Annotated in this window: 19 protein-coding genes and 2 pseudogenes; 13 read left to right on the forward strand and 8 right to left on the reverse strand. The window is 73.5% G+C overall.

The features are described 5' to 3' along the window. Positions 1 to 69: 69 nt before the first annotated feature. The 4 genes from OG247_RS06260 to OG247_RS06275 all read right to left on the reverse strand — a co-directional run bounded on the left by OG247_RS06260 (position 70) and on the right by OG247_RS06275 (position 3,684). Positions 70 to 720, reverse strand: coding sequence for a helix-turn-helix domain-containing protein (locus OG247_RS06260; RefSeq protein ID WP_327251277.1), 651 nt, complete (start codon positions 718 to 720; stop codon positions 70 to 72). Beyond that, a complete protein-coding gene (gene feoB / locus OG247_RS06265) occupies positions 717 to 2,864 on the reverse strand; it encodes a ferrous iron transport protein B (RefSeq protein WP_327251278.1) in 2,148 nt (715 codons plus the stop codon). The genes OG247_RS06260 and feoB overlap by 4 nt, the downstream gene beginning before the upstream one ends. Continuing rightward, on the reverse strand, positions 2,861 to 3,088 hold the full coding sequence (locus OG247_RS06270) for a FeoA family protein (RefSeq protein ID WP_327251279.1): 228 nt from the start codon (positions 3,086 to 3,088) through the stop codon (positions 2,861 to 2,863). The genes feoB and OG247_RS06270 overlap by 4 nt, the downstream gene beginning before the upstream one ends. Before the next feature lie 185 nt (positions 3,089 to 3,273). Next, entirely contained in the window at positions 3,274 to 3,684 is a 411-nt protein-coding gene (locus OG247_RS06275) for a methylglyoxal synthase (RefSeq protein ID WP_327251280.1), read from the reverse strand. 83 nt (positions 3,685 to 3,767) lie between these two features. Between OG247_RS06275 and OG247_RS06280 the strand changes: the two genes are divergently transcribed. Then, complete coding sequence (locus OG247_RS06280) at positions 3,768 to 6,206, forward strand: SpoIIE family protein phosphatase (RefSeq protein ID WP_327251281.1); 2,439 nt, start codon at positions 3,768 to 3,770, stop codon at positions 6,204 to 6,206. An 82-nt stretch (positions 6,207 to 6,288) separates the two neighbouring features. On the opposite strand, the gene OG247_RS06285 is transcribed toward OG247_RS06280, so the two are convergent. Further along, positions 6,289 to 7,401, reverse strand: coding sequence for a glycerol dehydrogenase (locus OG247_RS06285; RefSeq protein ID WP_327251282.1), 1,113 nt, complete (start codon positions 7,399 to 7,401; stop codon positions 6,289 to 6,291). A gap of 301 nt (positions 7,402 to 7,702) precedes the next feature. On the opposite strand from OG247_RS06285, the gene dhaK reads away from it, so the two are divergent. The 9 genes from dhaK to OG247_RS06335 all read left to right on the forward strand — a co-directional run bounded on the left by dhaK (position 7,703) and on the right by OG247_RS06335 (position 17,533). Next, the gene (gene dhaK / locus OG247_RS06290) at positions 7,703 to 8,710 is read left to right on the forward strand and encodes a dihydroxyacetone kinase subunit DhaK (RefSeq protein WP_327251283.1); all 1,008 of its coding nucleotides are present in this window, start codon (positions 7,703 to 7,705) and stop codon (positions 8,708 to 8,710) included. A 46-nt stretch (positions 8,711 to 8,756) separates the two neighbouring features. Continuing rightward, positions 8,757 to 9,944: a dihydroxyacetone kinase subunit DhaL gene (gene dhaL, locus OG247_RS44770; RefSeq protein ID WP_442813229.1), complete on the forward strand. Its 1,188-nt coding sequence runs from the start codon at positions 8,757 to 8,759 to the stop codon at positions 9,942 to 9,944. Between the two features lie 150 nt (positions 9,945 to 10,094). After that, positions 10,095 to 10,580 carry a hypothetical protein gene (locus OG247_RS06305; protein ID WP_327251284.1) on the forward strand — a complete coding sequence of 162 codons (486 nt, stop codon included), beginning with the start codon at positions 10,095 to 10,097 and terminating at the stop codon, positions 10,578 to 10,580. 94 nt (positions 10,581 to 10,674) lie between these two features. Further along, positions 10,675 to 11,625, forward strand: a complete 951-nt coding sequence (locus OG247_RS06310) for an STM4015 family protein (RefSeq protein ID WP_327251285.1) — start codon at positions 10,675 to 10,677, stop codon at positions 11,623 to 11,625. Then, a complete protein-coding gene (locus OG247_RS06315; protein ID WP_327251286.1) occupies positions 11,622 to 12,764 on the forward strand; it encodes an STM4014 family protein in 1,143 nt (380 codons plus the stop codon). Before OG247_RS06310 ends, OG247_RS06315 begins: the two co-directional genes overlap by 4 nt. A gap of 1 nt (position 12,765) precedes the next feature. Continuing rightward, the gene (locus OG247_RS06320; RefSeq protein WP_327257357.1) at positions 12,766 to 13,584 is read left to right on the forward strand and encodes an STM4013/SEN3800 family hydrolase; all 819 of its coding nucleotides are present in this window, start codon (positions 12,766 to 12,768) and stop codon (positions 13,582 to 13,584) included. Continuing rightward, entirely contained in the window at positions 13,581 to 14,939 is a 1,359-nt protein-coding gene (locus OG247_RS06325; protein ID WP_327251287.1) for an STM4012 family radical SAM protein, read from the forward strand. Before OG247_RS06320 ends, OG247_RS06325 begins: the two co-directional genes overlap by 4 nt. Before the next feature lie 32 nt (positions 14,940 to 14,971). Further along, the gene (locus OG247_RS06330) at positions 14,972 to 15,817 is read left to right on the forward strand and encodes an STM4011 family radical SAM protein (protein ID WP_327257358.1); all 846 of its coding nucleotides are present in this window, start codon (positions 14,972 to 14,974) and stop codon (positions 15,815 to 15,817) included. A 285-nt stretch (positions 15,818 to 16,102) separates the two neighbouring features. Then, positions 16,103 to 17,533 (forward strand): APC family permease, encoded by a 1,431-nt coding sequence (locus OG247_RS06335; protein WP_327251288.1) that lies wholly within the window; start codon positions 16,103 to 16,105, stop codon positions 17,531 to 17,533. Positions 17,534 to 17,617: 84 nt separating this feature from the next. On the opposite strand, the gene OG247_RS06340 is transcribed toward OG247_RS06335, so the two are convergent. Continuing rightward, positions 17,618 to 17,968 carry a zinc-binding dehydrogenase gene (locus OG247_RS06340; RefSeq protein ID WP_327251289.1) on the reverse strand — a complete coding sequence of 117 codons (351 nt, stop codon included), beginning with the start codon at positions 17,966 to 17,968 and terminating at the stop codon, positions 17,618 to 17,620. Positions 17,969 to 18,612: 644 nt separating this feature from the next. Between OG247_RS06340 and OG247_RS06345 the strand changes: the two genes are divergently transcribed. Then, entirely contained in the window at positions 18,613 to 19,149 is a 537-nt protein-coding gene (locus OG247_RS06345) for a rhodanese-like domain-containing protein (RefSeq protein ID WP_327251290.1), read from the forward strand. Positions 19,150 to 19,321: 172 nt separating this feature from the next. On the opposite strand, the pseudogene OG247_RS06350 reads toward OG247_RS06345, so the two are convergent. Beyond that, positions 19,322 to 20,244 (reverse strand): annotated as a pseudogene (locus tag OG247_RS06350) (RNA-guided endonuclease InsQ/TnpB family protein). Between OG247_RS06350 and OG247_RS06355 the strand changes: the two are divergent. Beyond that, entirely contained in the window at positions 20,210 to 20,410 is a 201-nt protein-coding gene (locus tag OG247_RS06355; protein ID WP_327251291.1) for a hypothetical protein, read from the forward strand. The pseudogene OG247_RS06350 and the gene OG247_RS06355 sit on opposite strands and share 35 nt — an antisense overlap. 114 nt (positions 20,411 to 20,524) lie before the next feature. Next, positions 20,525 to 21,253, forward strand: a pseudogene (locus tag OG247_RS06360) (ABC transporter ATP-binding protein); the annotation flags it as partial. A gap of 11 nt (positions 21,254 to 21,264) precedes the next feature. Here OG247_RS06360 and OG247_RS06365 read toward each other — a convergent pair. Then, the gene (locus OG247_RS06365) at positions 21,265 to 23,079 is read right to left on the reverse strand and encodes a glycoside hydrolase family 15 protein (protein WP_327251293.1); all 1,815 of its coding nucleotides are present in this window, start codon (positions 23,077 to 23,079) and stop codon (positions 21,265 to 21,267) included. Between the last annotated feature and the right edge of the window lie 7 nt (positions 23,080 to 23,086).

The raw sequence follows: 23,086 nt of genomic DNA on the forward strand, positions 1-23,086 counted from the left end.
CTGCCCGCCACCGGACCGTGGCCGTCGGTCCCCGCCCCGTACCTCCCCCGGACGGGGGAGGCGTTCGGATCAGTCGTACGACGTACGGGGCCGCGCCCTTGTGCCCTGGGGGCACGCGGCGGCCACCGCGCGTGCGGCTCCGGCCCCCTCCTCGGGTCCTCCCCCGGCGGATGCGCCCTCATCCGCGGGGCGGATACGGTCCGCCGCCACGGATGAAGCGCGGCCGCCCGGTCCCGGGCCGGCATGGGCCTTCGTTTTCGCCCCGCTGTTCGCCATACCGGCCCTGATGACCGCGGTGACGTGGTCGTACGCGAAGCGGCACCGGGCCCGGTGCCGGGCCTGCGCCGGCGCTACCAGGTGTGCCGCGGCCCCGGCCGCGGGGGGGCGTACGGGAGCCAGCGCGACCAGTACCGGGCGGTTGGAAGCGGGCGGTGCGTCGCCGCCGGGGCATGCCGTGCAGCCGCGGGTGGCGGCCCGGCAGCCTCCGCAGTCGCGGCCGCCGATCTCCTCGCGGCGCAGCCGGCCCTTGCGGACCCAGTACGCGGCGAGGTCGGCCGCCTCGGCCCGGTCGATGCCCAGCCGGTCGGCGATCTGCGCGAGCCCCTCCCCGGGGGGCGCCTCCTCGAAGGCGCGCAGCAGGCGGCGCAGCATGCCGGGGCCGCTGCCTGCGCCGGGCCCACAGCCTGCGCCGGGCCCACTGCCCGCTCCGGTCCCGCTCACCACACCAGCCTCGCGATCTGGAAGACGCCGACGGCGAGCAGCCAGGCCGCCGCCAGTTGGATGCCGAAGCCGATGACGGTCAGCCGGGTGCCGATCTCGGCCCGCTGCGCGGCCAGGGTGGCGAAGCAGGGGGTGTAGGCGAGGATGAAGACCAGGAAGGCGAGCGCGGCCGCCCGTTGGTGCCCGCCGGAGGATTCCTCGAAGGTGGCGTGCAGGCTCGCGGTGAGCTTGGGGTCACCGTCCTCCTCGGCCGAGTAGGTCTGGGCGAGGGTGGAGATCACGCCCTCCTTGGCGATCAGGCCGGTGCCGAGCGCCGCCGTGGCGTGCCAGTCGCCGAAGCCGGCCGGGGCCACGAGGGGCGCCGTGGCGCGGGTGACCGTACCGAACACGCTCTGCTCGACGTCGACCTTGCCGAAGCCTCCGTGGCCGGCCGCGGCCGGGATCGCCATGAGGAGCCAGACGGCGGCCGCGGTCGCGACGATGAGGCCGCCTGCGGTGCGCAGGAACGCGGCGAGCTTCTGCCAGACCTGGGCGCCGGTGACCCGCAGGGTGGGCAGCCGGTACGGGGGCAGTTCCAGGACGAGCGGTTCGTCCTTCATGTCCCGGAACAGCAGGGGCCGCAGGATCAGGCCCATGCAGACGACCAGCAGCACGGAGGCGACGTAGAGGAAGAAGACGACGGTGCCGGAGTTCGAGCCGAAGAAGACGCCCGCGATCATCACGTAGACGGCGAGGCGGGCGGTGCAGCTCATGTACGGGATGAGCAGGCCGACGAGCAGCCGGTGCGAGCGGCGGCTGAGGATCCGGGTGCCGGCGAGGGCGGGGACGTTGCAGCCGAAGCCGACGACGAGCGGCAGGAAGGCGCGGCCGGGCAGCCTCAGGGTCCGCATCAGGCGGTCGGCGACGAAGGCGGCGCGGGCGAAGTAGCCGGAGTCCTCCAGCAGGGCCAGCAGCAGGAACATGATGATCATCAGCGGGACGAAGGTGAGCAGCTGGCCCACCCCGTTGATCAGGCCGTCGACCAGCAGTCCGGTCAGCCAGCCGGGCGCGTGGACGGCTTCCAGCAGCCGGTCGGCGCCTGCGCTGACGGGTCCGGAGACGAAGTCGCCGAGGCCGTCCTGGAGGGGTTTGGCCAGCACGGTGGTGGCCTGGAAGACGCCCCACATGACGGCGAGGAAGAAGGGGACGCCGAAGCCGCGGGAGAGCAGCAGCCGGTCCACCCGGTCGGTGAGGGTGGGCCGGGCCCCGGCGGGGCGGGGCGCGGCGCGTTCGATGACGGCGTGCGCCCAGGCGTAGCGGGCCTCGGCGACGAGGAGTTCGGCGTCGGTATCGCCCTCCCCGGCGCCCTCCCCGGCGGCCTCCCCGGCGGCCTCCGCCGCCGCCGCGAGGCGGTGTGCTGCCTCCCGGGCCCGTTCGGCCAGCGCCGCCGGGACCTCGGGCGGTTCCTCCCCGCAGAGCAGGCTGACGGCCAGCCAGCGCGCGGGGTGCGGGGTCAGCCCGGAGGCCGCATCGGCCAGCGCCGCCAGTTCGGCTGCCACGGGCGAGCCGGCCGCCCAGCCGGAGGTCCGCCCCTGACCTGGGCGTACGGCGTCCAGGGCGTCGCCCACCGCTTCGGCGAGCAGGTCCAGCCCGGTCCCGGAGCGTCCTTCCACCCGTACGACGGGCAGCGCGAGCTCGCGGGCCAGCGCGTCCGGGCCGGGGGGCGTTCCGCGGCGGGCGGCGACGTCGGTCATGGTGAGCGCGATCACGACGGGGATGTCGGTGTCGAGGATCTGCGAGAGCAGGTACAGGTTGCGGGCCGGGTTGGCCGCGTCGAGGGCGAAGACCACGGCGTCGGGCCGCTCCCCGGCCGGCGCGGTCAGTACGTCGCGCACCAGCGCCTCGTCCGGGGAGTCGGGCAGCAGGCTGTAGGAGCCGGGCAGGTCGGCGACCCGCAGGGGGCGGCCGCCCGCGGTGCGCCAGTCGCCCTGGGCGACGGAGACGGTCTTGCCCGGCCAGTTGCCGACGCGCTGATGGGCGCCGGTGAGGGCGTTGAAGAGGGTCGACTTGCCGACGTTGGGATTGCCGACGAGGGCGACGAACGGCGTACCGGTCCGCCGCTCCGCCGTGGCGGTCGCCCCGGCGCCGGTGGCGTGACAGCTCATCCGGCGCACCTCAGCCCGCCGGCGGTACGGGTGTCCAGCGCGACCCGGGTGTCCCCGAGCCCGACGAGCAGGCCTCCGGTGGCGCCCCGGGCGATCACGGTGACGTCCGCGCCCGGCACGAAGCCGAACTCCAGGAGCCGGCGCCGGCTCCCGCCGGCCTGACCGGGGTCGATCCCGGTGATGCGTACGGTCGTCCCTGGACGGCTGTCATTGAGCGACGGCACCGGACCTCCTTGTTCGACTCCACTAAGGCAAACCTAAGCAGTTCGAGGAGGTTCGAAGGCCGGACGAAGTCCCTGACCGGCGGGGACTTTCAGCCCGCACTTCCCGCCCGGGCGTCAGCCGATCGGCCGAGTCCGGGGCGGTCCCGCCGGGGCCGGACACCGCCCCGCTGCCCGGGCGCTGCCGGTCAGTGGGAGCGGGCGCCCGCCGCGACCGGCTGGACGGAGCGGCCGTCGAAGGAGAATCCGTCCTCGGACATGGCCTCCGCGCTGGCCGGATTCAATGCGACGGGGATATTGCGGAGCACTGCAATTCGTACGAGGGCGAGTACGTCGTGCACGTGCGGAGCGGCCCACAAGGGGTCCCAGAAGAATACGAGCGACGTGACGTCGCCCGAAATCACCATCGAGCCGATCTGCTGGTCTCCGCCGTGCGGTCCGGACTCAACCGACCTGATCTGCAAGCCGAGTTCCGATCTGAGCAGTCGTGCGGTGGAGCTGGTTCCCACCAGTCCGTGCCGGGTCACGGCACGGTGATTGCGCCGCACCCAATTCAGCAGGTCATTCTTCCTCTGGTCATGTGCCACGAGAGCGATCATCAGCCGACGCTAACCCGGCATGATCCCTTCCGCCATTCAGGGCACGGAATTCCGAATTCCGCCGTCACGCGTCCGATAAACGGATGTGGCGGCGAAGGCGAGGGTCCGCGGGGTGTGCGGAAGCACCGGCCCGAGTGCATTCTGGAGGGGTGACGGCCAGACCGGACACCGGCGGCCCCGTCACCGACGCCACGGCCCAGGCGCTCGCGCGGGCCGCTCTCGATGCCGTGGGGGCCGCCGGCGGGTACGCGGGCGGCGTCTACCTGCGCTCCGGCACCGAGGGGCTCATGCTGATGGCTGCCGTGACCGGGCTCCCGGGTCCCCTGTTCCGCCCCTGGTGGCGGATGCACGTGAACCGCCCCTACCCCGTCGCCGAGGCCCACCGCTCCGGGCAGTCGGTACACCTGCCCGACGCGGAATCGGCGATGCGGCGCTTCCCCCAGCTGATGGCCGGGCTGCCGTTCCCCTTCGGCTCGCTCTACGAGCCCGTGGCCCGCGGCCGCGAGCGCTACGGCGTCCTCTTCGTGCTGCGCCCCGCGACCCCCGGGGTCCCGGTCGGGCCCGGCGACCGGAAGCGGCTGCGCGCGGTGGCCACCCGGCTGGCCGGGGAACTGGCCGCGCTCGCCGCGGGCGGCGCCACGGTGGCCTGGGAGGGCGACCCGGTGTGTTTCCCCGGGCCGGTCCCGGCGGGCACCCCGGCGGGCGACGCACCGCACGGCCCCACCGAAAGCCCCGCCACCGGCGCCCGCGCCGCCGTGGACCGGCTGGACCTGGCCGTCCTGTCCGTGGACCGGCAGGGCGTGATCGGCTTCACCAACGCCGTCGCCCGCTCCGCCGCCACGACCCTGCTCGGCTCCGACGGGGCGGAACTCTCCGGGCGGATGCTGTGGGAGGCACTGCCCTGGCTCGGACACCCCGCCTACGAGGACCACTTCCGGGCCGTGTTCCTCGCCCCCGCCCCGGTGCACTTCCAGGCCTCCCGGCGCGGACCCGAGCCCTCCCCGCACTGGCTGTCGGTGGGCCTGCACCCCGGGATCGACGGGGTCACCGTCACCATCTCCGGGTCCGAACCACCCACCTACGCGCCGGAGTCGGTGGTGCGGCCCGGCTCGGGGCTCGGGTCCCCGGGCCTGGGTTCACCCGCCGACCGGGCTTCGGCCCTGTACCGGCCGGTGGCACTGGCGATCGCGCTGACCGAGGCGGTGACGGCCCGCCAGGTGTCGATGGTGGTCACCGACGAACTGCTCCCGGCCTTCGGCGGGCGGCAGTTGGCGATCTACCTGCTCGGTGAGGGGCATCTGCACCTGGCGTGGGAGACCGGCTTCCCCAAGGGGTTCCTCGACCGGTTCGACGGGGTGGCACTGGATGTCCGGCTGCCCGGGGTGGAGACGCTCACCTCGGGCCGCCCCCTGTTCTTCGAGTCCATGCAGCACTTGGCCGCCGCCTATCCGGGGATCGAACTGGACGCCCATGTCGGCGCCCGGGCCTTCCTTCCCCTGATCGCCTCGGGCCGGCCGGTCGGCTCGTGCATCCTCGGCTTCGACGCCCCGCGCGGGTTCAGCCCGGAGGAGCGCACGGTGCTCACGGCGCTGGCCGGGCTGATCGCCCAGGCACTGGAGCGGGCCCGGCGCTACGACAGCGAGTCGGCGCTGGCCCGCGGGCTCCAGGCGGCGCTGCTCCCGCACCGGCTGCCGGTGCGCGAGAACGTGGCCACGGTGGGGCGGTACCTCCCCGGCACCGCCGGGATGGACGTCGGCGGCGACTGGTACGACGTCATCGAGGCGGGCGGCGGACGGCTCGCGCTGATCATCGGCGACGTCCAGGGGCACGGGGTGGCGGCCGCGGCCACGATGGGCCAGCTACGCAGCGCCGTACGGGCTTTCACGCTCGGCGGCAATACACCGGAGCAGGTGATGCGCGGCACGAACGAGCTGCTCATCGACCTCGACCCGGGCCAGTTCGCCAGCTGTTGCTACGTCCTGCTCGACCCGGCGTCGGGCCTCGCCCTCGCCGTCCGGGCCGGGCATCCCCAGCCGCTGCTGCGGCATCCGGGCGGCCGGACGGAGGTGCTGGACCTCGCGGGCGGGACGGTGCTCGGCGTCGACGCCGAGGCGGTGTATCCGGTGACCCGGCTGCGGATCGAGCCGGGGGCGGTGCTCGCCCTGTACACCGACGGGCTGGTGGAGAGCCCGGGCGCGGACATCGACGTGGGAGTGGAGCAGCTGCGGGCCGCGCTGGCGGCCGCCGGTCCCGGTCCGCTGACCGAGACGGCGGACCGGCTGGTCTCCGAGGCGGGGCATTCCGCCGACCGGCCGGACGACATCGCCCTGCTCCTGGCGTCCCGCACGTCCGTCCCGGAGGTGGCCACCCCGGACCGGGCGCACGCGGACCGCCCGGCCCCGGACCATCCGGCCCCTGACCGCCCGGACGCCGACCGCCTGGACCCGGACCGGGCCGTCCCCGACGAGGCCCGCGGCGCGGGGGACGGCCCGCGCGCGGAGCCCCGTAGGACGGCCCCGTAGGACGGCCCCGTAGGACGGCCCCGTAGGACGGCCCCGTAGGACGCGGGCTGCCCCTGGGCCGCCCGCGTCCTGACTGCTGCCGCTACCTCTTGGCGTAGGCGCGGGCGTACGAGTCGCCCGCGATCAGGGCGTCGGCGACCATCTCCGGGGTCACCGGGAAGGGCATGTTGTGCGTGGTCTCGCCCTCCGCGGTGGCCGCGCGCCCGATGGCGAGGAGCTCCTCGCGGTCCGGTTCGCCGAGGCCGATCTCGGCGAGGGTGGTCGGCAGGCCGACCTCCCGGCTGAAGCGCAGGTAGGTGTCGAGCTCGTCGGTCGGGGCGCCTTCCAGGACCAGCTGGGCCAGGGTGCCGATGTTGACCTTCTCGCCGTGCATCATGCCGTGCACCTTGTGCGAGACGGTCAGCCCGTTGTGGATGCCGTGGGCGGCGGCGAGGCCGCAGGACTCGAAACCGAGGCCGGAGAGCAGCGTGTTGGCCTCGGTGACCTTCTCCAGGGCCGGGGTGACCACGTGCGCCTCGGCGGCCAGCCGGGCCTGGGGGCCGTACTCCATGAGGGTCTCCCAGCACAGCCGGGCGAGCGCGAGCGAGGCCTCGGTGGCGAGACCGCCGGCCATGGCGACCCGGTTCGCGGCGACGCAGACCCGGGCCTCGTACCAGGTGGCGAGCGCGTCGCCCATGCCGGAGACGATGAAACGGCTCGGCGCACCCGCGACGAGCGCGGTGTCGACGAGGACCAGGTTGGGGTTGCGCTGGAAGAAGGAGTAGCGCTCGAAGGCGCCGCCCTCGGTGTAGATCACGGCGAGCGCGCTGGTCGGCGCGTCGGTGGAGGCCACCGTGGGCGCGGAGACGACGGCGATGTCGCCGAGCGCGTGTCCCACGGCCTTCGCCGTGTCGATGGCGGTGCCGCCGCCGATGCCGATGACGACGTCCGCGCCGGCGGCCCGGGCGGCCTCGGCGACCCGGTCGATCTCCTTCTGGGTGCAGAGCCCGCCGAAGACCTCCTTGGTCAGCTTGACCCCGGCTCCGGAGAGGGAAGCGGTGACGGCCGCGTCCACGAAGCCCCAGACGCCCTTGTCGGCGAGGACCACGGCGTTCGTCCCGAGGCGGGCCGTGTGCTCGCCCAGGTCGTTCATCGCCCCGGCGCCCTGCACGTACTTGGGCGGGCTGATCATCATGCGCGTACCGACGGTCTTCACGTGAATCCTCCTCATTGCGAATTCATTTGCGCTTGCTTATTCATCCCTATCACGGATTTCGACTGCGTCCGAGATATGCACGGCCCCCCTTGTGGACAGGCCCTTCCGCGCCCCGATCCGGGACCAAGGACCCGACCTGTTCCGCAGGTTCACCGGGGTAAAGTTCCAGCCAAGTGCCCCGGAAGCGGTGGCGGATCGGCGACGGCGCCGAGTTAATGCCGTCCCGCAATTCCAATTTCCGCTCCGGACCGGCGTGACGAGTTCCCCGTTCCGCGTTCCCGTTTCAAGGAAAGAGGCCCCCGTGAAGAAGCTCATCAATTCCCCCGAAAGTGTCGTCTCCGACGCACTGCGCGGAATGGCCGCCGCTCACCCGGGGCTCCGCGTCGAGGCGGAGAAGGGCATCGTCACGCGGGCCGCCGGTGCGGCCGGGGAGCCGGCCGGGAGGGTCGCGCTGCTGTCGGGCGGCGGAAGCGGGCACGAGCCGCTGCACGCCGGGTTCGTCGGGCGCGGCATGCTGGCGGCGGCCGTGGCCGGCCCGGTGTTCACCTCCCCGGTGCCGGACACCATCGCGGCCGCCACCTGCGCGGTCGACGCGGGTGCGGGCGTCCTGCACATCGTGAAGAACTACACGGGCGACATCCTCAACTTCACGATGGCGGCGGAGGACTGCGAGGACGAGGGCGTCAAGGTCGAGCAGGTCGTCGTGGACGACGACGTGGCCGTCGCCCGGACCGAGCACGGGCCCGGCCGCCGCGGCACCGGCGCCACCCTGTTCGTGGAGAAGATCGCGGGTGCGCTCGCCGAGGAGGGCGCTCCGCTCGCCGAGGTGGCCGCGGTCGCCCGCAAGGTCAACGCGAACGCGCGCAGTTACGGCGTCGCCCTGACCTCCTGCACCACCCCCGCCAAGGGCAGCCCCAACTTCACGCTCGGCGAGGACGAGATCGAGCTGGGCATCGGCATCCACGGCGAGCCCGGCCGCGAGCGCCGGAAGATCATGACGGCCGCCGAGACCGCCGGGGCGATGCTCGACGCCATCCTCGACGACCTCCCGGAGGCGGCCGACGCACCCGTCATCCTCCTCGTCAACGGCCTGGGCGGGACCCCGCCCGTAGAGCTGTACATCATGCGCGCGGAGGTCGAGCGGGTGCTCGGCGAGCGCGGGATCACCGTGGCCCGGTCCCTCGTCGGCAACTACGTCACCAGCCTGGACATGGCCGGCTGCACCCTCACCCTGTGCCGCGCCGACGAGGAGCTGCTGCGCCTGTGGGACGCGCCGGTGGACACCCCGTCCCTGCGCTGGGGCTGCTGACCCCGCCCGCTCTTCCCCTCCCGACACTTTCCAGGAGCTCTTCTCCATGACCGCCACGCCCGCCAGCCCGACCACCTCCACGCCCTCCACGACCCCGGCCGCCGCGCTGGACACCCCCATGGACACCGCCATGGACACCGCCTACTTCCGCCGCTGGATCTCCGAGACCAACCGGCTCGTACGGCGGGACAGCGCGCGCCTCACCGAGCTGGACGCGGTCATCGGAGACGGGGACCACGGGGCCAATCTCGTACGGGGCTTCGGCGCCGTCGGCGCGGCCGTGGCCGAGCAGCGGCCCGCCACCCCGGGGGCGCTGCTGACGCTGGCCGGCACCACCTTGACGAACACCGTGGGCGGCGCCTCCGGCCCGCTGTTCGGCACCGCGCTGCGCCGCACGGGCAAGGTGCTCGGCGACACCGGGGCGCCGACCGTGGCGGAGCTGGGGGCCGCGCTCGGCGCCGGGCTGAAGTCGGTGCAGAAGCTGGGCGGCGCCGAGCTCGGCGACGCCACCCTGGTGGACGCCCTGGCTCCCGCGGTGACGGCGCTGGCCGAAGCCGCCGGGGCGGACCGGCCGCTGCGCGAGGCCCTGGACGAGGCCGTACGGGCGGCCCGCGCGGGCGCCGACGCCACCGAGCCGCTCGAAGCCCGCAAGGGCCGGGCCAGTTACCTCGGCGAGCGCAGCGTGGGCCACCAGGACGCCGGTGCCAACTCCGTGGCCCTGCTCATGGAGGCGCTGCGCACCGCGGTGGACGCGCCCGAGGCGGAACTCGCCCCCGAGGAGCCAGCCGTGGCCGCGGAGCCGGTGGAGCGGCAGGCACCGAAGACCCGTACCGGCCGCGTCGGCATCGTGCTCGTCTCGCACAGCAAGGCGGTCGCGGAGTCCGTGGCCGCGCTGGCGGGCGCGCTGATCGGCTCGGTGGAGCCGGCTCCGCTGGCGGTGGCGGGCGGCACCCCCGACGGCGGGATCGGCACCAGCGCGGAGCTGATCACGGCCGCCGCCCGGTCGGTGGACGAGGGCCGGGGCGTGGCCGTGCTGTGCGACATGGGCAGTGCGGTGCTGACGGTGAACGCCCTGCTCGGCGAGGAGCCCTCGCAACTGCCCGAAGGCGCGCGGATCGTGGACGCGCCGTTCCTGGAGGGCGCCGTGGCCATCACGCTGACCTCGGCGATCGGCGGAGACCTCGATGCCGTCCTGGCCGCCGCCGAGGACGCGCGCGGCTACCGCAAGCGCTGACGGAAGCCGGGGCGGGCGCCCTTCAGCAGAGGGCGCCCTTCAGCGGAGGCCACGGTTCAAGCACCGGGCGCCCTCCGGCAGAGGGCACGGTTCAAGCACCGGGCGCCCCTCCCCCGTACGGGCCCCTCGGCCCGTGGCAGGATCGGGGGCATGACCCCTTGGAAACTCCGCACCCCGGCGGAGCGGATGCTCGGCTACGCCCGAGTCAAGGAAGCCCGCGACCGGCGCACCCCGGCGGACCGGCTGCGCGAGCTCGCCTCGGACGAGATCACCCCCGTGCGGCTTTACACGGCCATGAACTTCGCGACTCCGCCCGACGCCCTGCTCCGGCTGTCCCGCGACGAGGAACTCAACCTGCGGTGGTGCGTCCTGCTGAACCCGGCGGCGGACGACGCGGTGCTCCGTTCCATGGTCGTTCAGGAGCGGGTGGAGGCCGCGAGCCTGCGGGGCGGGCCGCCCACCTACTTCGTGGGCGGCTTCTTCGTGCGCGGCCACGCCGTCCACCACCCCGGCGCCTCGGCGGCACTGCGCGCCGAGCTCCTCGCCGAGGGCGCCTGCGGCTGCCCCGGGACGTGCGACACCCTGCGGATGTGGCAGACCCGGATGCCCCGGATGCGGGCAGCCGGGTGGCCCTGAGCCGGCGGGCGCTGTCGGTGGGGCTTGGTAGAACTGCTGTCGGACGATACGTACGGCCGGGCCACCTCCCACCACACCGTCAGGAGCAGCGCACATGACCATCGGGGATCACCTGAGCGAGCTGGGCGGCCTGCCGGCCTTCGGCTTCCCGGGGGCGAAGGACACGCGCGAGCTGCCGGAGGCCGGGGCCGTGGCCTGGCGGATCTCGGTGGATACCTACGGGGCCGAGGAGGAATGGCCGCAGGCCTTCGCCCGGTTCACCGCATCCGTGGACACCCGGCTGGTACGGGCCCTGATCGTGGGCGGCTGGGCCGAGGCGTACGAGACGTCCAGCGCCGTGATCGTCGAGGCGCTGGTCGAAGCCGCTCCGGAGTTCCCCGCCCTGCGGGCGCTGTTCGTCGGCGACATCACCTTCGAGGAGTGCGAGATCTCCTGGATCCAGCAATCGGACGTGGGCCCGCTGCTGCCGGCGTATCCCGCGCTGGAGGAGTTCGCGGTGCGCGGCGGCGAGGGGCTGGTCTTCCCGCCCGTGGAGCACGGGGCGCTGCGCGTGCTGCGCCTGGAGGCCGGCGGGCTCCCGAAGGAGGTGGTGGCCGGGGTCGCGCGGAGCGGGTTCCCCGCTCTCACCGAGCTCGACCTGTGGCTGGGCACCCCCGGATACGGCGGGGATGCCGAAGTGGGCGACCTGGAGCCGTTCCTGAGCGGCGAGCGGCTGCCCGCCCTGCGCCGGCTCGCGCTGCGCAACAGCGAGATCCAGGACGCCGTCGCGGCGGCGCTCGCCACCGCTCCCGTCGTGGAGCGGCTGGAGGTGCTGGACCTCTCCATGGGCGTCCTGACCGACGAGGGCGTCGAGGCTCTGCTGGCGGGGCGCCCCCTCACCCACCTCACCAAGCTCGACCTGCACCACCACTACGTCGGCGAACCGCTTCGGGAGCGGCTGAGCGCGGCGCTCGCCCCCCACGGCGTGGAGGTGGATCTGGGCGACCCGCAGACCGCGGACGTCGATGACGAGGCCGAGTACCGCTACGTCGCGGTCGCGGAGTGACGCGTACCGCTCCCGCGGCCTTCGCCGTCGTCGGCAATCCGGGCAACCGCCGGATCGCCCTCTTCCAGGAAGCCCTGCGCGCCGCCGGGCTGCCCGCGGCACGGGTGGTTCCGTGGCGGGAAGTGCTGACCGGCCGGGCCGTCTTCCGGGCGGGCGAGTGCGTACGGATCGATTCCCCCGGCGAGGATCCCGAGGTGGAACGGTTGCTGCGCGGGGCCGCCGACGCCACCCGGGTCGAGGGCACCGGGCGCTGGTACCGCCGCTTCACCGGGGCGGTGCACGCGGTGGCGCAGGCGGTGCGGTCGGCCGGCGGCACGCTGACGAGCGACCCCGATGACCTCGGGGTGCTGTTCGACAAGCGGCTCTGCCACGGGGTGCTGGCGGCCGCCGGGGTCCCCCTGCCGGCCTCCCCGACCTCGGGCCCGGACGCCGTCCGCGGCCCGGTGCGCGGCTGGGAGGAGGTCCGGGCGGTGCTCGCCCTCCCCGGCTACCGCCGGGCGTTCGTGAAGCTCGCGCACGGTTCCTCGGCTTCCGGGGTGCTCGCCGTGGAGACCGGCGCGGGCGGCCGGATCCGCGCGACCACCTCCGTGGACCGGGCCCCTTCGGGGGCGCTGCACAACTCGCTGCGCCTGCGCCGGTACGAGGACGAGCGGGAGATCGGCGCCATCGTCGACGCCCTGGCCCCCGACGGCCTGCACATCGAGCGGTGGCTGCCGAAGGCTTCCCAGCAGGGGCGCTCCGCCGATCTGCGGGTGGTCGTCATAGCGGGCCGGGCCACCCACGCCGTGGTCCGCACGGCCGCCGGTCCGCTCACGAACCTGCACCTCGGCGGTGCCCGCGGCGATCTCGACGCGGCCGTGGCCGCCGTGACGGCGGCGGGCGGCAGTTGGGAGAGGGACGCGCTCGCCGTCGGCGAGCGGGCCGCGGCCGCCTTCCCGCGCACGCTGTGCGTCGGGGTCGATCTGCTGCCCGCCCTCGGCTGGCGGAGCTTCGCCGTGGGCGAGGTCAACGCCTTCGGGGACCTGCTGCCCCGGCTGACGGGGCTGCCCGGCTCGCCCGCCGAAGGCCAGGACACTTATGCGGCCCAAGTGGCCGCCGTACGACAGGAACAGCATGCACACGCCCCCGTCCGCCCCTGACATGAACGAGGTCGTCGGCTGCGACGACCTGCTGCTCGTCACCCTCGACACGCTGCGCCACGACGTGGCCGCGCGGCTGGCCGCGGAGGGACGGATCCCGAACCTCGCCGCGCACCTGCCCGGCGGGGTGTGGGAGCGGCGCCACGCGCCGGGGAGTTTCACCTACGCCTCCCACCAGGCCATGTTCGCGGGCTTCCTGCCCACCCCCGACGGGCCGGGCCCGCATCCGCGGCTGTTCGCCGCCCGGTTCCCCGGCAGTGAGACCACCGGCGGGCGCACCTGGGTGTTCGACACCCCGGACCTGGTGTCGGGGCTGGCCGGGGCGGGCTATCGGACCGTGTGCGTGGGGGGCGTCGGCTTCTTCAACACGGCTTCCGCGCTGGGCTCCGTACTGCCCGGGATGTTCCAGGAGTCGCACTGGGAACCGGAGTTCGGGGTGGCGTCGCCGATCTCCTTCGAGGCCCAGGTGTCCCGCGCCGAGCGGGTCGTGGCCGGACTGCCGTACGAGCGGCGGCTGTTCCTCTTCCTGAACGTGTCGGCGATGCACCAGCCGAACTGGTTCCACTCCCCCGGGACGACCGCGGCGGACGGGGACTCGTGGGAGACGCACGCGGCCGCGCTGGAGTACGTCGACCGGCACATCGGGAGGCTCTTCGACACGATGCGGTCGCGGCGCCGCTGCTTCGCGATCGTCTGCTCCGACCACGGGACCACGTACGGGGACGACGGGTACACGGGGCACCGGCTCGCCCACGAGGCGGTCTGGACGGTCCCGTACGCACAGTTCCACCTGAACCACGAGGAGCCCGGCCCCCGATGACCTCCATGTCCCCCATAGACGGCGCCACCCCCTACGAGAGTTACGTCTACGCCTACCCGCACAAGACGGCGTACCGGCCGCTGCCCGAGCGACCGGAGCTGAGCGCGCTGTGGGCGGACCAGCCCAGGGACGCCCTCTCGCTCTACCTCCACGTCCCCTTCTGCGAGGTGCGCTGCGGGTTCTGCAACCTCTTCACCCGGATCGGCGCGCCGCAGGGGCTGACCACGGCCTATCTCGACGCGCTGGAGCGGCAGGCGAGGGCGGTCCGGGAGGCGCTGGGCGACGCGGAGCCCGTACGGTTCGCGGCGGCGGCCTTCGGCGGCGGGACGCCGACCTTCCTGACGGCGTCCGAGCTGGAACGGCTCTGCGACATCGCGGAGAAGGCCGCGGGCGCCGATCTGCGGGCGGTGCCGCTGTCGGTGGAGGCCTCGCCGGCCACGGCGACGGCGGACCGGCTCGCCGTGCTGGCCGACCGGGGCACGACCCGGCTGAGCCTGGGCGTGCAGAGCTTCGTGCCCGACGAGGCGCGTTCCGCCGTGCGTCCGCAGAAGCGGGCGGAGGTGGAGGCGGCCCTGTCGGGGATCCGGGACGCGGCGATACCGGTCCTGAACATCGACTTGATCTACGGCATAGACGGTCAGACGGAGGAGAGCTGGCGCTACTCGCTGGACGCGGCCCTCGCCTGGCGCCCGGAGGAGCTCTACCTCTACCCGCTGTACGTGCGCCCCCTGACGGGCCTGGGGCGCAGGCCCGCCGATGCCTCCTCCGCCGGATGGGACGAGCAGCGGCTGCGGCTGTACCGGGCCGGCCGGGACCACCTGCTGGCCGCCGGGTACGAGCAGGTGTCGATGCGGATGTTCCGCCGGGCGGACGCGCCCGCCGAGGGCGCCGACCAGGACATCGAACCGGGCGCCTGCCAGACCGACGGCATGATCGGCCTCGGCTGCGGGGCCCGCTCCTACACGTCCGAGCTGCACTACTCCTTCGACTACGCGGTCGGCATGAGCGAGATCCGCGGCATCATCGACGACTACGTGCGCCGCCCGGAGGCGGACTTCGCTCGGGCCGAACACGGCCGGTGGATCGACGCGGAGGAGGCCCGGCGCCGGCACCTGCTGCAGTCCCTGCTCCAGGCGCGCGGGATGCCGGTGAGCGAGTACCGGGAGCGGTTCGGGAGCGGTCCCCGGGAGGACTTCCCGGCGGAGCTGGCGGCCTTCGCCGACCGCGGCTGGCTCGTGGACGACGCGGAGCTGCTGCGGCTGACCCCGGAGGGGCTGGCGCACTCGGACGCGGCGGGCCCGGCCCTGTTCTCGGCGGACGTACGGGCCTCGATGGCCGCGTACGCGCGCAAGTGACGGGGGCCGCAGGTCAGGCCGTGTGGCCGCCGATGGACCTGACCGTGCTCTACCGGGGCCCGCTGTCCTCCTGCGACTACGACTGCCCCTACTGCCCGTTCGCCAAGCGGCGCGACAGCCGGGGCTTGCTGACCGCCGACCGGGCCGCCCTGGAACGGTTCACCGGCTGGGCCGCCGGGAACACCGGCGACCGGCTGTCCGTCCTGTTCACCCCGTGGGGCGAGGGCCTGGTCCGTTCCTGGTACCGGCGCGCCCTGGTGGAGCTGTCGCACCTGCCGCACGTGCGCCGGGTCGCGATCCAGACCAACCTGAGCGGCCGTACCGGCTGGACCGCCGAGGCCGACCGGGACACGCTCGCGCTGTGGTGCACGTACCACCCGGGGCAGACCCCGTACGACCGTTTCCTGGGCAAGTGCCGGGAACTGGCCGCCGCCGGGGTGCGGTTCAGCGTGGGCGTCGTCGGCCTGCCGGAACACCTCGCGGAGGCCCGCCGGTTGCGCGCCGCGCTGCCGCCCGAGGTGTACCTGTGGGTCAACGCGGCCGAGGGGCACGCGTACACCGATGCGGAGGCGGCCGACTGGACCGCCCTGGACCCGCTCTTCCCGTTCAGCCGCCACCCGCACCGCTCGGCGGGCCTGCCGTGCCGCACGGGCGCCTCGGTGATCTCGGTGGACGGCGCCGGCACGGTCCGCCGCTGCCACTTCGTCAAGGCGGAGCTGGGCAACCTCTACGACGGCTCCTACCGGGCCGCGCTGCGCCCGCGCGCCTGCCCCCTGGCGGTCTGCGACTGCCACATCGGCTACGTCCATCTGGAGACGCTCCCGCTCTACGACGTCTTCGCGGGCGGCGTTCTGGAGCGGATCCCCGCCCACCCGTGACACGGGAGGGCGGCGGGTGGGCAAAGCGGAGGGAAATTTACCCGCGGTCACATGCGGTTATCGCACACGGTGATCGCGCAGCGTTGACACGGCGTTAATGACGCGCAGGGCGGCCGACCCGCCGCCGGACGACGAAATCCGCAGGTTAACAGGTCTTGACCTGCGGATCTCGCGGAGATTCCATTCGGCCCGGGAGCCACCGAACCAGACGTGCCCACCACCGCCCCGGAGGCGATACCGCTCCCGCGCTCACTCACCGCATCTGCCGATCGGAACACCGCACCGATGTCTGACACGATCAGCGCCCCTCAGGCCCTCTCCCCCGCCACCGGTCCCGTGCCCCAGAAGCTCAAGCGTTCCATCGGCGTCGTCGGCGGAACCCTGCTCACCCTCTCGTGCGTGACGCCGGCCTCGACCCTCTTCGTCGTGGTCCCGGACCTCTTCTCCAGCCTCGGTACCTGGACCGCGCTCACCATCGCCATCGGCTCCCTGCTCTGCATCGGGGTCGCGTTCTGCTACTCGGAGTTGGGCACCCTCATCCCCAGCGCCGGCGGCGAGTACGCGATGGTGTCCACCCTGTCCGGCCGGCTCGCCGGCTGGCTGGTCTTCGTCCTGTCCCTGCTGGTCGTGATGATCGTGCCGCCCGTGATCGCCATGGGCACCGCCGACTACCTCGCCCCCGTCATCGACCTGCCGGCCCCGGCCGCCGGCGCCGCCGTGATGCTGCTCGCCACCCTCGCCGGCCTCCTCGACCTGCGGGCCAACGCCTGGATCACCGGCATCTTCCTCGTCCTGGAGGTCGTGGCGGCCGGGCTCGTCGCCGTACTCGGCTTCGCCCACAGCGAGCGGGGCGCGGGCGCCCTCGTGCACGGCACCGTGGCGGCGGAGGGCGGTGGGACCTCCACCGTCACCGCGATGATGGTGGTCTCCGGGCTCGCCATCGCCCTCTTCGTCACCCAGGGCTTCTCGACGGCCGTCTACCTCTCGGAGGAGCTGGAGAACCCGCGCCGCAACGTCCCGCGGACCGTGCTGGCCACCCTCGCCATCTCCGCCGCCGTCATCCTGGTCCCCGTCATCGCCATCACCCTGGGCGCCCCGAACCTGGAGGCGCTGACCTCCGGCGACCTCGGCACCATGGTGACCGCCTGGTCCAACTCGGCCGTCGGCACCTTCGTCAGCCTGTGCGTGGCCCTCGCCATCGTCAACGCGGGCATCGTCATGGTCATCCAGAACTCCCGGGTGCTCTTCGCCTCCGCCCGCGACAAGGCCTGGCCCGCGCCCGTCAACTCCGCACTCTCGCGGCTCGGCCGGTTCGGCTCCCCCTGGGTGGCCACCCTGCTCGTCGGCATCCCCGGCGCGGCAATGTGCTTCGTCAACCTGGACACCCTCTACGGGGTCACCGGCGTCTCGGTGACCGGCATGTACCTGCTGGTCGCCGTGGCCGCACTGGCCGGCCGCCGGGGGGCGCACGGCGAGACGGCCGCCTGGCGGATGCCGCTGTGGCCCGCCGTTCCGGTCGTGCTGATCCTGGTGTTCGCGTACATCCTCACCCAGCAGGAGACCCAGTACCTGCTGTGGACCGGCGGGATCACCGCCGTCGCCACCCTGTACTGGGCGCTGTACCTGCGCCCGCACAAGGACACCCGCTGGCTGGTCAGCATCCCGGTGGACGAGGAGAACCCGGCTCCGGCCACGACTGCGGCCGCCTCCGTGTAGCGGTCGACCGGCAGAGGTGAGGTGCGGGGCCACGGGTTCTCCTCCCGTGGCCCCGCACCTCTTTCCGTACGGCCGGACACGGGGTCAGGGAGCGACGCGGATGACCACCTTGCCGAAGGGCGCGTCCTCGGCGTAGCCGCGGTAGGCCTCGTGGGCCTCCTCGAAGGGGAGCACCCGGTCGATCACGGGGCGCAGCCCGTGGGTCGTGACCGCCCGGTTCATCGACTCGAACCGCGTCCGGCTGCCGACGAACACGCGCCGGATCGTCGCGAGGCCGGCCGCGTACGCGGCGTGCGAGATCTCCATGCCGGACTTCGCGGCACTGGCGGTGATCAGCAGGGCGATCCGCCCGTAGAGCGAACTGGCGCGCATCGACTGCTCGATGGTGTCCGGGCCACCCGTCTCCACCACCAGGTCGGCGCCACCGTCGGTCAACTCCCGTACGGCGGCTGGTGAGCGCGTTCCAGGCGGTGACCGCGGCGCACGGCAGGGTCGCGGCCTCCTCCCAGGTCAGGTGGTCCGGGACACGGACCGCCCACGCCTCGTCGAGCAGGGCGTACTCCGCGAGCATCCCGTCGAGGGTGCAGCCGGGCTGGTCGACCAGGTCCGGGTGATCCTGCTGTCACGCCAGGATCCGGGACTGGAGGCGCTGGTCGTGGAGCTGGACGGGTACCTGCCGGCTGCCCCTCCGGGTCCGGATCGGGAGTCCGCGACGGCCGACGGCTCCGGATCGTGCGCCGGCGCCGGGAGGATGCCCGGGCGGGGACCGGCCTCCCGCGCTGAGTCCCGTACCCCGTCCCGAATGGTGGAACGGGTGCCTTGCCCGCTCGGCTTCTTCGTCTATGCTCCGCGCCATGGCCGTCACCCAGCGCCTCCTGTCGCGCTCCTGTTGTCCCCGCTGACGCCTGCCTGCCCCGACCCGCCCGCCGCCCCGCCCGCGCCGATGCCCCCGTCACCCCTGCGCGCGCCCGCGGTCCCCCCGCATCCGCCCGCACCGTCGCGCATCCGCAGTTCCGCATCCGCAGACCGCGTCCGCACCCCACCCGCCGGTCCCCGCCTCTCGAAGGAGCCCGTTCCCCATGAGCAGCAGCCCCGCCCTCCTCGACGTCAGCCAGGCCCACGCCCGTCACGCCGAGTTCCGGATCGTCGATGTCCGCACCCCGGGCGAGTACGCCTCCGGGCACCTCCCCGGCGCGCTGAACATCCCCCTCGACCGGATCGGCCGTTCCCTCCCCGAGCTCCGCCAGGCGGCAGAGGACCAGCCGCTGCTGGTGGTGTGCGCCTCGGGCACCCGCTCGCAGAACGCGGTCCGGACCATGGCGGGGCACGGCATCGCCGCCACCAGCCTGACCGGCGGCACCGCCTCCTGGTCGGCGCACGGGCACCCGCTCGAGTACCCGGCCGAGGGACCCCGCCGGGTCTGGGCCATGGAGCGTCAGGTCCGGCTGACCGCCGGCGCGATCGTCCTCCTCGGCCTGCTCCTCGGCCTGTTGGTGCACCCCGCGTTCCAGCTCCTCAGCGCCGGGATCGCGGGCGGGCTGGTCTTCTCCGCCCTCACCGACACGTGCGGAATGGCCGTGGTCCTCGGCCGACTGCCCTTCAACCGCCGTCGGTAGCCGCCCCGATCCCACTCTTGCCCGGAATTCGGGACGATTTCGCCCACGATCCGGACTCCGCTTGTCGATAGGCCCGGACACCCGACGGGGGATGCACCTCATGGCCCCGTCCCGTCCTCGTATCGCGTCGTCACTTGAAGTGCTCTTCCGGCTGATGCCGGCAGACTCCCACTCACCTTCCGGTAGCGGGCTTGACGCGCTTGGCGCGCCTGACGACTGCCCTCCCGGCAGCCGGGATGAGCGCGAGGCCCATCCAGTACAGATGCAAGACGTTCAGGGCCGCGTTGTGATCGGCGTTCCCCGACCACCCGCAGTCCGCGTTCTTGCAGACGAACACGGCCTGCGACTCCCGGCTCCCAGGCGTGGTCAAGCCGCAAGCGGAGCAGCGTTGGGAAGTGCCGGGGGCGGGGACCTTGTGCAACGCACCTCCGTGCCGGGCGGTCTTGTACGCCAGCATGGCGACCGTCCGGCCCCACGCCTCGCCGCTGATCGAGCGACTCAGCCCGGATTTCTCGGCGACGTTCCTGCCCGGCTCCTCGACGGTTCCCCTGGCCGACTTGACCATGTTCGTGATGGTGAGTGCTTCGACCACGACCGTGCCGTACGCGCGGGCGATGGCGGTGGTCGTCTGATGCTGCCAGTCCAGGGCCCGGCGCTTGGCTTTCGCGCGGAGTCCAGCGATCTGACCGTAGGTGTGGCGCAGCCGGCCGCTGGTGCCTTCACCAGGCTTGCGGTGCGCCCTGCGCTGGGCGGCACGCTGCTCTAGGCGCAAGAGCTTCGCCCGCTCCTCGCCGGTCAGCCACTCGCCGTGCCGTGCTCGTAGATCCCGCCGTCGGAGAGGGCAATGGGAATCGTGACGCCAAGATCGATTCCGACGTCCGGCCTCAAGCGGGCGGGGGGCTTGGCCTCCAGACTCTGGACGCGGAAGGCGACGTGCCAGCCCAGCGCGTCCTTGATCAGCCGGGCCCCAGTGATCCGATTCTCCCCGTCGGCCTGCTTGCCGACGGGCAGGTCCTTGGCCCACCGGAACCGGACCCGGCCCACCTTGGGAATGTTGACCATGCCCCAGCGGCGGTGCACGCGGAAGACGTTCAGATCGCGACCCTGCGGGGGTACGCCCGGCGCCCCCGGGAAGCTGGCGGCGACCCTGCACGACGCGGCCGTCTTCCTGAAGGAGCAGAAGAAGGTGGACGCCGTTGCGGACGAGGCCGCCTTCGGCCGGGCCCTCGCGGTGGAGGAGCTCGGCCGTGCCGCGAACTGAACCCCCCTTCGGCACCGCCGCCGCGGATGCCGATACCAATACCAGTGCCGGTGCCGGTGCCGGTGCCAGTGCCGCCGATGGCGATCTCGCCGTGGACCTCTCCGGGGTGTCGGTCGCTACGGGCCCGCGAAGCAGCCCGTGACGGTGCTCGAGGCGGTGGACCTACGGGTCCGCGCGGGCGAGTTCGTCGTCCTCGTCGGCCCCTCCGGCTGCGGCAAGACCACCCTGCTGCGGGTGATCGCCGGCTTCGCCCGTCCGGCCTCGGGCACCGCTTTGGTACGGGGCTCCGCCCCGCGCCCGGGGAGGGGGGCGGGGGTGGTGTTCCAGCAGCCGAGGCTGTTCCCGTGGCGCACCGTCGGCGGGAACCTCGGCTTCGCGCTGGCCCGCCACGGCGTGCCGCGGTCCCAGCGGCCGGGCCGGATCGCCGAGTTGCTGGACCGGGTGGGTCTGCCCGGCATGGCCGGCCGCCGCACCTGGGAGCTGTCCGGCGGCCAGCAGCAGCGGGTGGCACTGGCCCGCGCCCTGGCGGCGGAGCCCGAACTGCTGCTGATGGACGAGCCGTTCGCCGCTCTGGACGCGCTGACCCGGGAGCGCCTCCAGGAGGAGGTCCGCTCCCTGGCCGGGCGGCTCGGCACGACGGTGCTGTTCGTGACGCACTCCGTGGAGGAGGCGGTGCTGCTGGGATCCCGTGTCCTGGTGATGGCAGCGGGGCCCGGCCGGGTGGTGGCGGACCTCCCGGTGCCGCTCTCCCGCGATCCGGCCACGGACGTCGCGGGGTTGCGCGCCTCCCCCGAGTTCGCGCGGTTGCGCGGCCGGCTGGCCCGGGCGCTGCGCCCGGACTGACCGGAACCCCTTCACCCCGCCACGACCGCCCGGCTCTCACCTCCCAGGGTGAGTGCGGTGTTCACCAGGCCGACGTGGCTGAACGCCTGGGGGAAGTTGCCGAGTTGGCGCCCGGAGACGGGGTCGTACTCCTCGGCGAGGAGTCCCACGTCGTTGCGTACGGCCAGCAGCCGCTCGAAGAGCTCCCGCGCCTCCTTCTCCCGGCCGGTCAAGTGCAGGGCGTCGGTCAGCCAGAACGAGCAGGCGAGGAAGGCTCCTTCGTCGCCGGGCAGGCCGTCCACCGAAAGCCCCTCGGTGCTGTAGCGGCGGACCAGGCCGCTGCGGCCCAGTTCCTCGCGCACCGCGTCGACCGTGCCGATGACGCGGGGGTCGTCGGGCGGCAGGAAGCCGATGCGCGGGATGAGGAGGGTGGCGGCGTCCAGTTCGCGGGAGCCGTAGTACTGGGTGAAGGTGCGCCGCTCCGCGTCGTAGGCGTTCTCGCAGACGTCGCGGTGCACCGCCTCCCTCATGGCGCGCCAGCGGTGCACGTCGCCGGGGAGTTTGGGGTTGAGTTCGAGGGTGCGCACCGCCCGGTCGGCGGCGACCCAGGCCATGACCTTGGAGTGCGTGAAGTGGCGGCGCGGGCCGCGCACTTCCCACAGTCCCTCGTCGGGGCGGTGCCAGTTCTGCTCCAGGAAGTCGAGGAGCGCGAGCTGGATCTTCCAGGAGTGCCATTCGGCGGGGAGTCCGGCGGAGCGGGCCACGTAGAGGGAGTCGAGGACCTCTCCGTAGACGTCGAGCTGGAGCTGGTCGACGGCCGCGTTGCCCACGCGGACGGGCGCTGAGCCCGCGTACCCCTTCAGCCAGGGCAGCTCGCTCTCCGGGATGCGCCGCTCGCCGCCGATCCCGTACATGATCTGCAGGTCGGCCGGGTCGCCCGCGATGGCCCGCAGCAGCCACTCCCGCCAGGCGCGGGCCTCGTCGAGGTACCCGGTGGCCACCAGCGAGCCGAGGGTGAGGGTGGAGTCGCGCAGCCAGCAGTAGCGGTAGTCCCAGTTGCGGACGCCGCCGAGCTCCTCCGGCAGGGAGGTGGTCGCGGCGGCGGCGATTCCGCCGGTCGGGGCGTAGGTGAGGGCCTTGAGGGTGATCAGGGAGCGGACCACCGCTTCCCGGTAGGGGCCCTCGTACGTGCACTGCGCGGTCCATTCCCGCCAGTCGGCGAGGCTCTGCTCCAGGGCGGCGTACGGGTCCAGGGGCTCGGGGCGCGGTTCGTGCGAGGGGTGCCAGGTGAGCACGAAGGCGACGCGCTCGCCGGCGGCGACGGTGAACTCGGAGCGGGTGCTCATGGCCTCGCCCCACGTGTGCACGGAAGGTTCGCTGCGCAGCCATGCGGCGTCGGGCCCGGCGACGGCGACGCGGTCGCCCTCGCGGTTGCCGCCGCGCCGAACCCAGGGCACGACGTGCCCGTAGTCGAAGCGCAGGCGCAGGGTGCTGCTCACGGTCGATTCGCCGGTGAGGCCTTCGACGATCCGCATCAGGTCGGGCGCGGTGTCGCGCTGCGGCATGAAGTCGATGACCTTGAACGAGGCGCCGTCCTCGGTTTCCCAGAAGGATTCCAGGACGAGCGTGCCGTCGACGTAGGCGCGGCGGGCGCAGCGCGCGGCATCGGGGGCGGCGGCCGGGGCGATGCGCCAGTGGCCGTTCTCCTCGTCGCCGAGGAGGGCGGCGAAACAGGCGGCCGAGTCGAAGCGCGGCAGGCACAGCCAGTCGATGGACCCGTCGCGGCCGACCAGCCCACTGGTCATCAGGTCGCCGATGAGTGCGTAGTCTTCGATGGGTTGTGTCATTTAGGGC

The organism is Streptomyces sp. NBC_01244 (assembly GCF_035987325.1).
Classification (GTDB): domain Bacteria; phylum Actinomycetota; class Actinomycetes; order Streptomycetales; family Streptomycetaceae; genus Streptomyces.

Bases quoted from the DNA above. Each gene is read 5' to 3' on its own strand.
- OG247_RS06325 (WP_327251287.1), top strand. From the start codon at position 13,581: ATGACCTCCATGTCCCCCATAGACGGCGCCACCCCCTACGAGAGTTAC.
- OG247_RS06365 (WP_327251293.1), bottom strand. From the start codon at position 23,079: ATGACACAACCCATCGAAGACTACGCACTCATCGGCGACCTGATGACC.
- feoB (WP_327251278.1), bottom strand. From the start codon at position 2,864: ATGAGCTGTCACGCCACCGGCGCCGGGGCGACCGCCACGGCGGAGCGG.
- OG247_RS06330 (WP_327257358.1), top strand. From the start codon at position 14,972: ATGGACCTGACCGTGCTCTACCGGGGCCCGCTGTCCTCCTGCGACTAC.
- OG247_RS06305 (WP_327251284.1), top strand. From the start codon at position 10,095: ATGACCCCTTGGAAACTCCGCACCCCGGCGGAGCGGATGCTCGGCTAC.
- OG247_RS06310 (WP_327251285.1), top strand. From the start codon at position 10,675: ATGACCATCGGGGATCACCTGAGCGAGCTGGGCGGCCTGCCGGCCTTC.
- OG247_RS06345 (WP_327251290.1), top strand. From the start codon at position 18,613: ATGAGCAGCAGCCCCGCCCTCCTCGACGTCAGCCAGGCCCACGCCCGT.
- OG247_RS06335 (WP_327251288.1), top strand. From the start codon at position 16,103: ATGTCTGACACGATCAGCGCCCCTCAGGCCCTCTCCCCCGCCACCGGT.
- OG247_RS06320 (WP_327257357.1), top strand. From the start codon at position 12,766: ATGAACGAGGTCGTCGGCTGCGACGACCTGCTGCTCGTCACCCTCGAC.
- dhaL (WP_442813229.1), top strand. From the start codon at position 8,757: ATGACCGCCACGCCCGCCAGCCCGACCACCTCCACGCCCTCCACGACC.
- OG247_RS06355 (WP_327251291.1), top strand. From the start codon at position 20,210: ATGCCCCAGCGGCGGTGCACGCGGAAGACGTTCAGATCGCGACCCTGC.
- OG247_RS06280 (WP_327251281.1), top strand. From the start codon at position 3,768: ATGTGGCGGCGAAGGCGAGGGTCCGCGGGGTGTGCGGAAGCACCGGCC.
- OG247_RS06275 (WP_327251280.1), bottom strand. From the start codon at position 3,684: ATGATCGCTCTCGTGGCACATGACCAGAGGAAGAATGACCTGCTGAAT.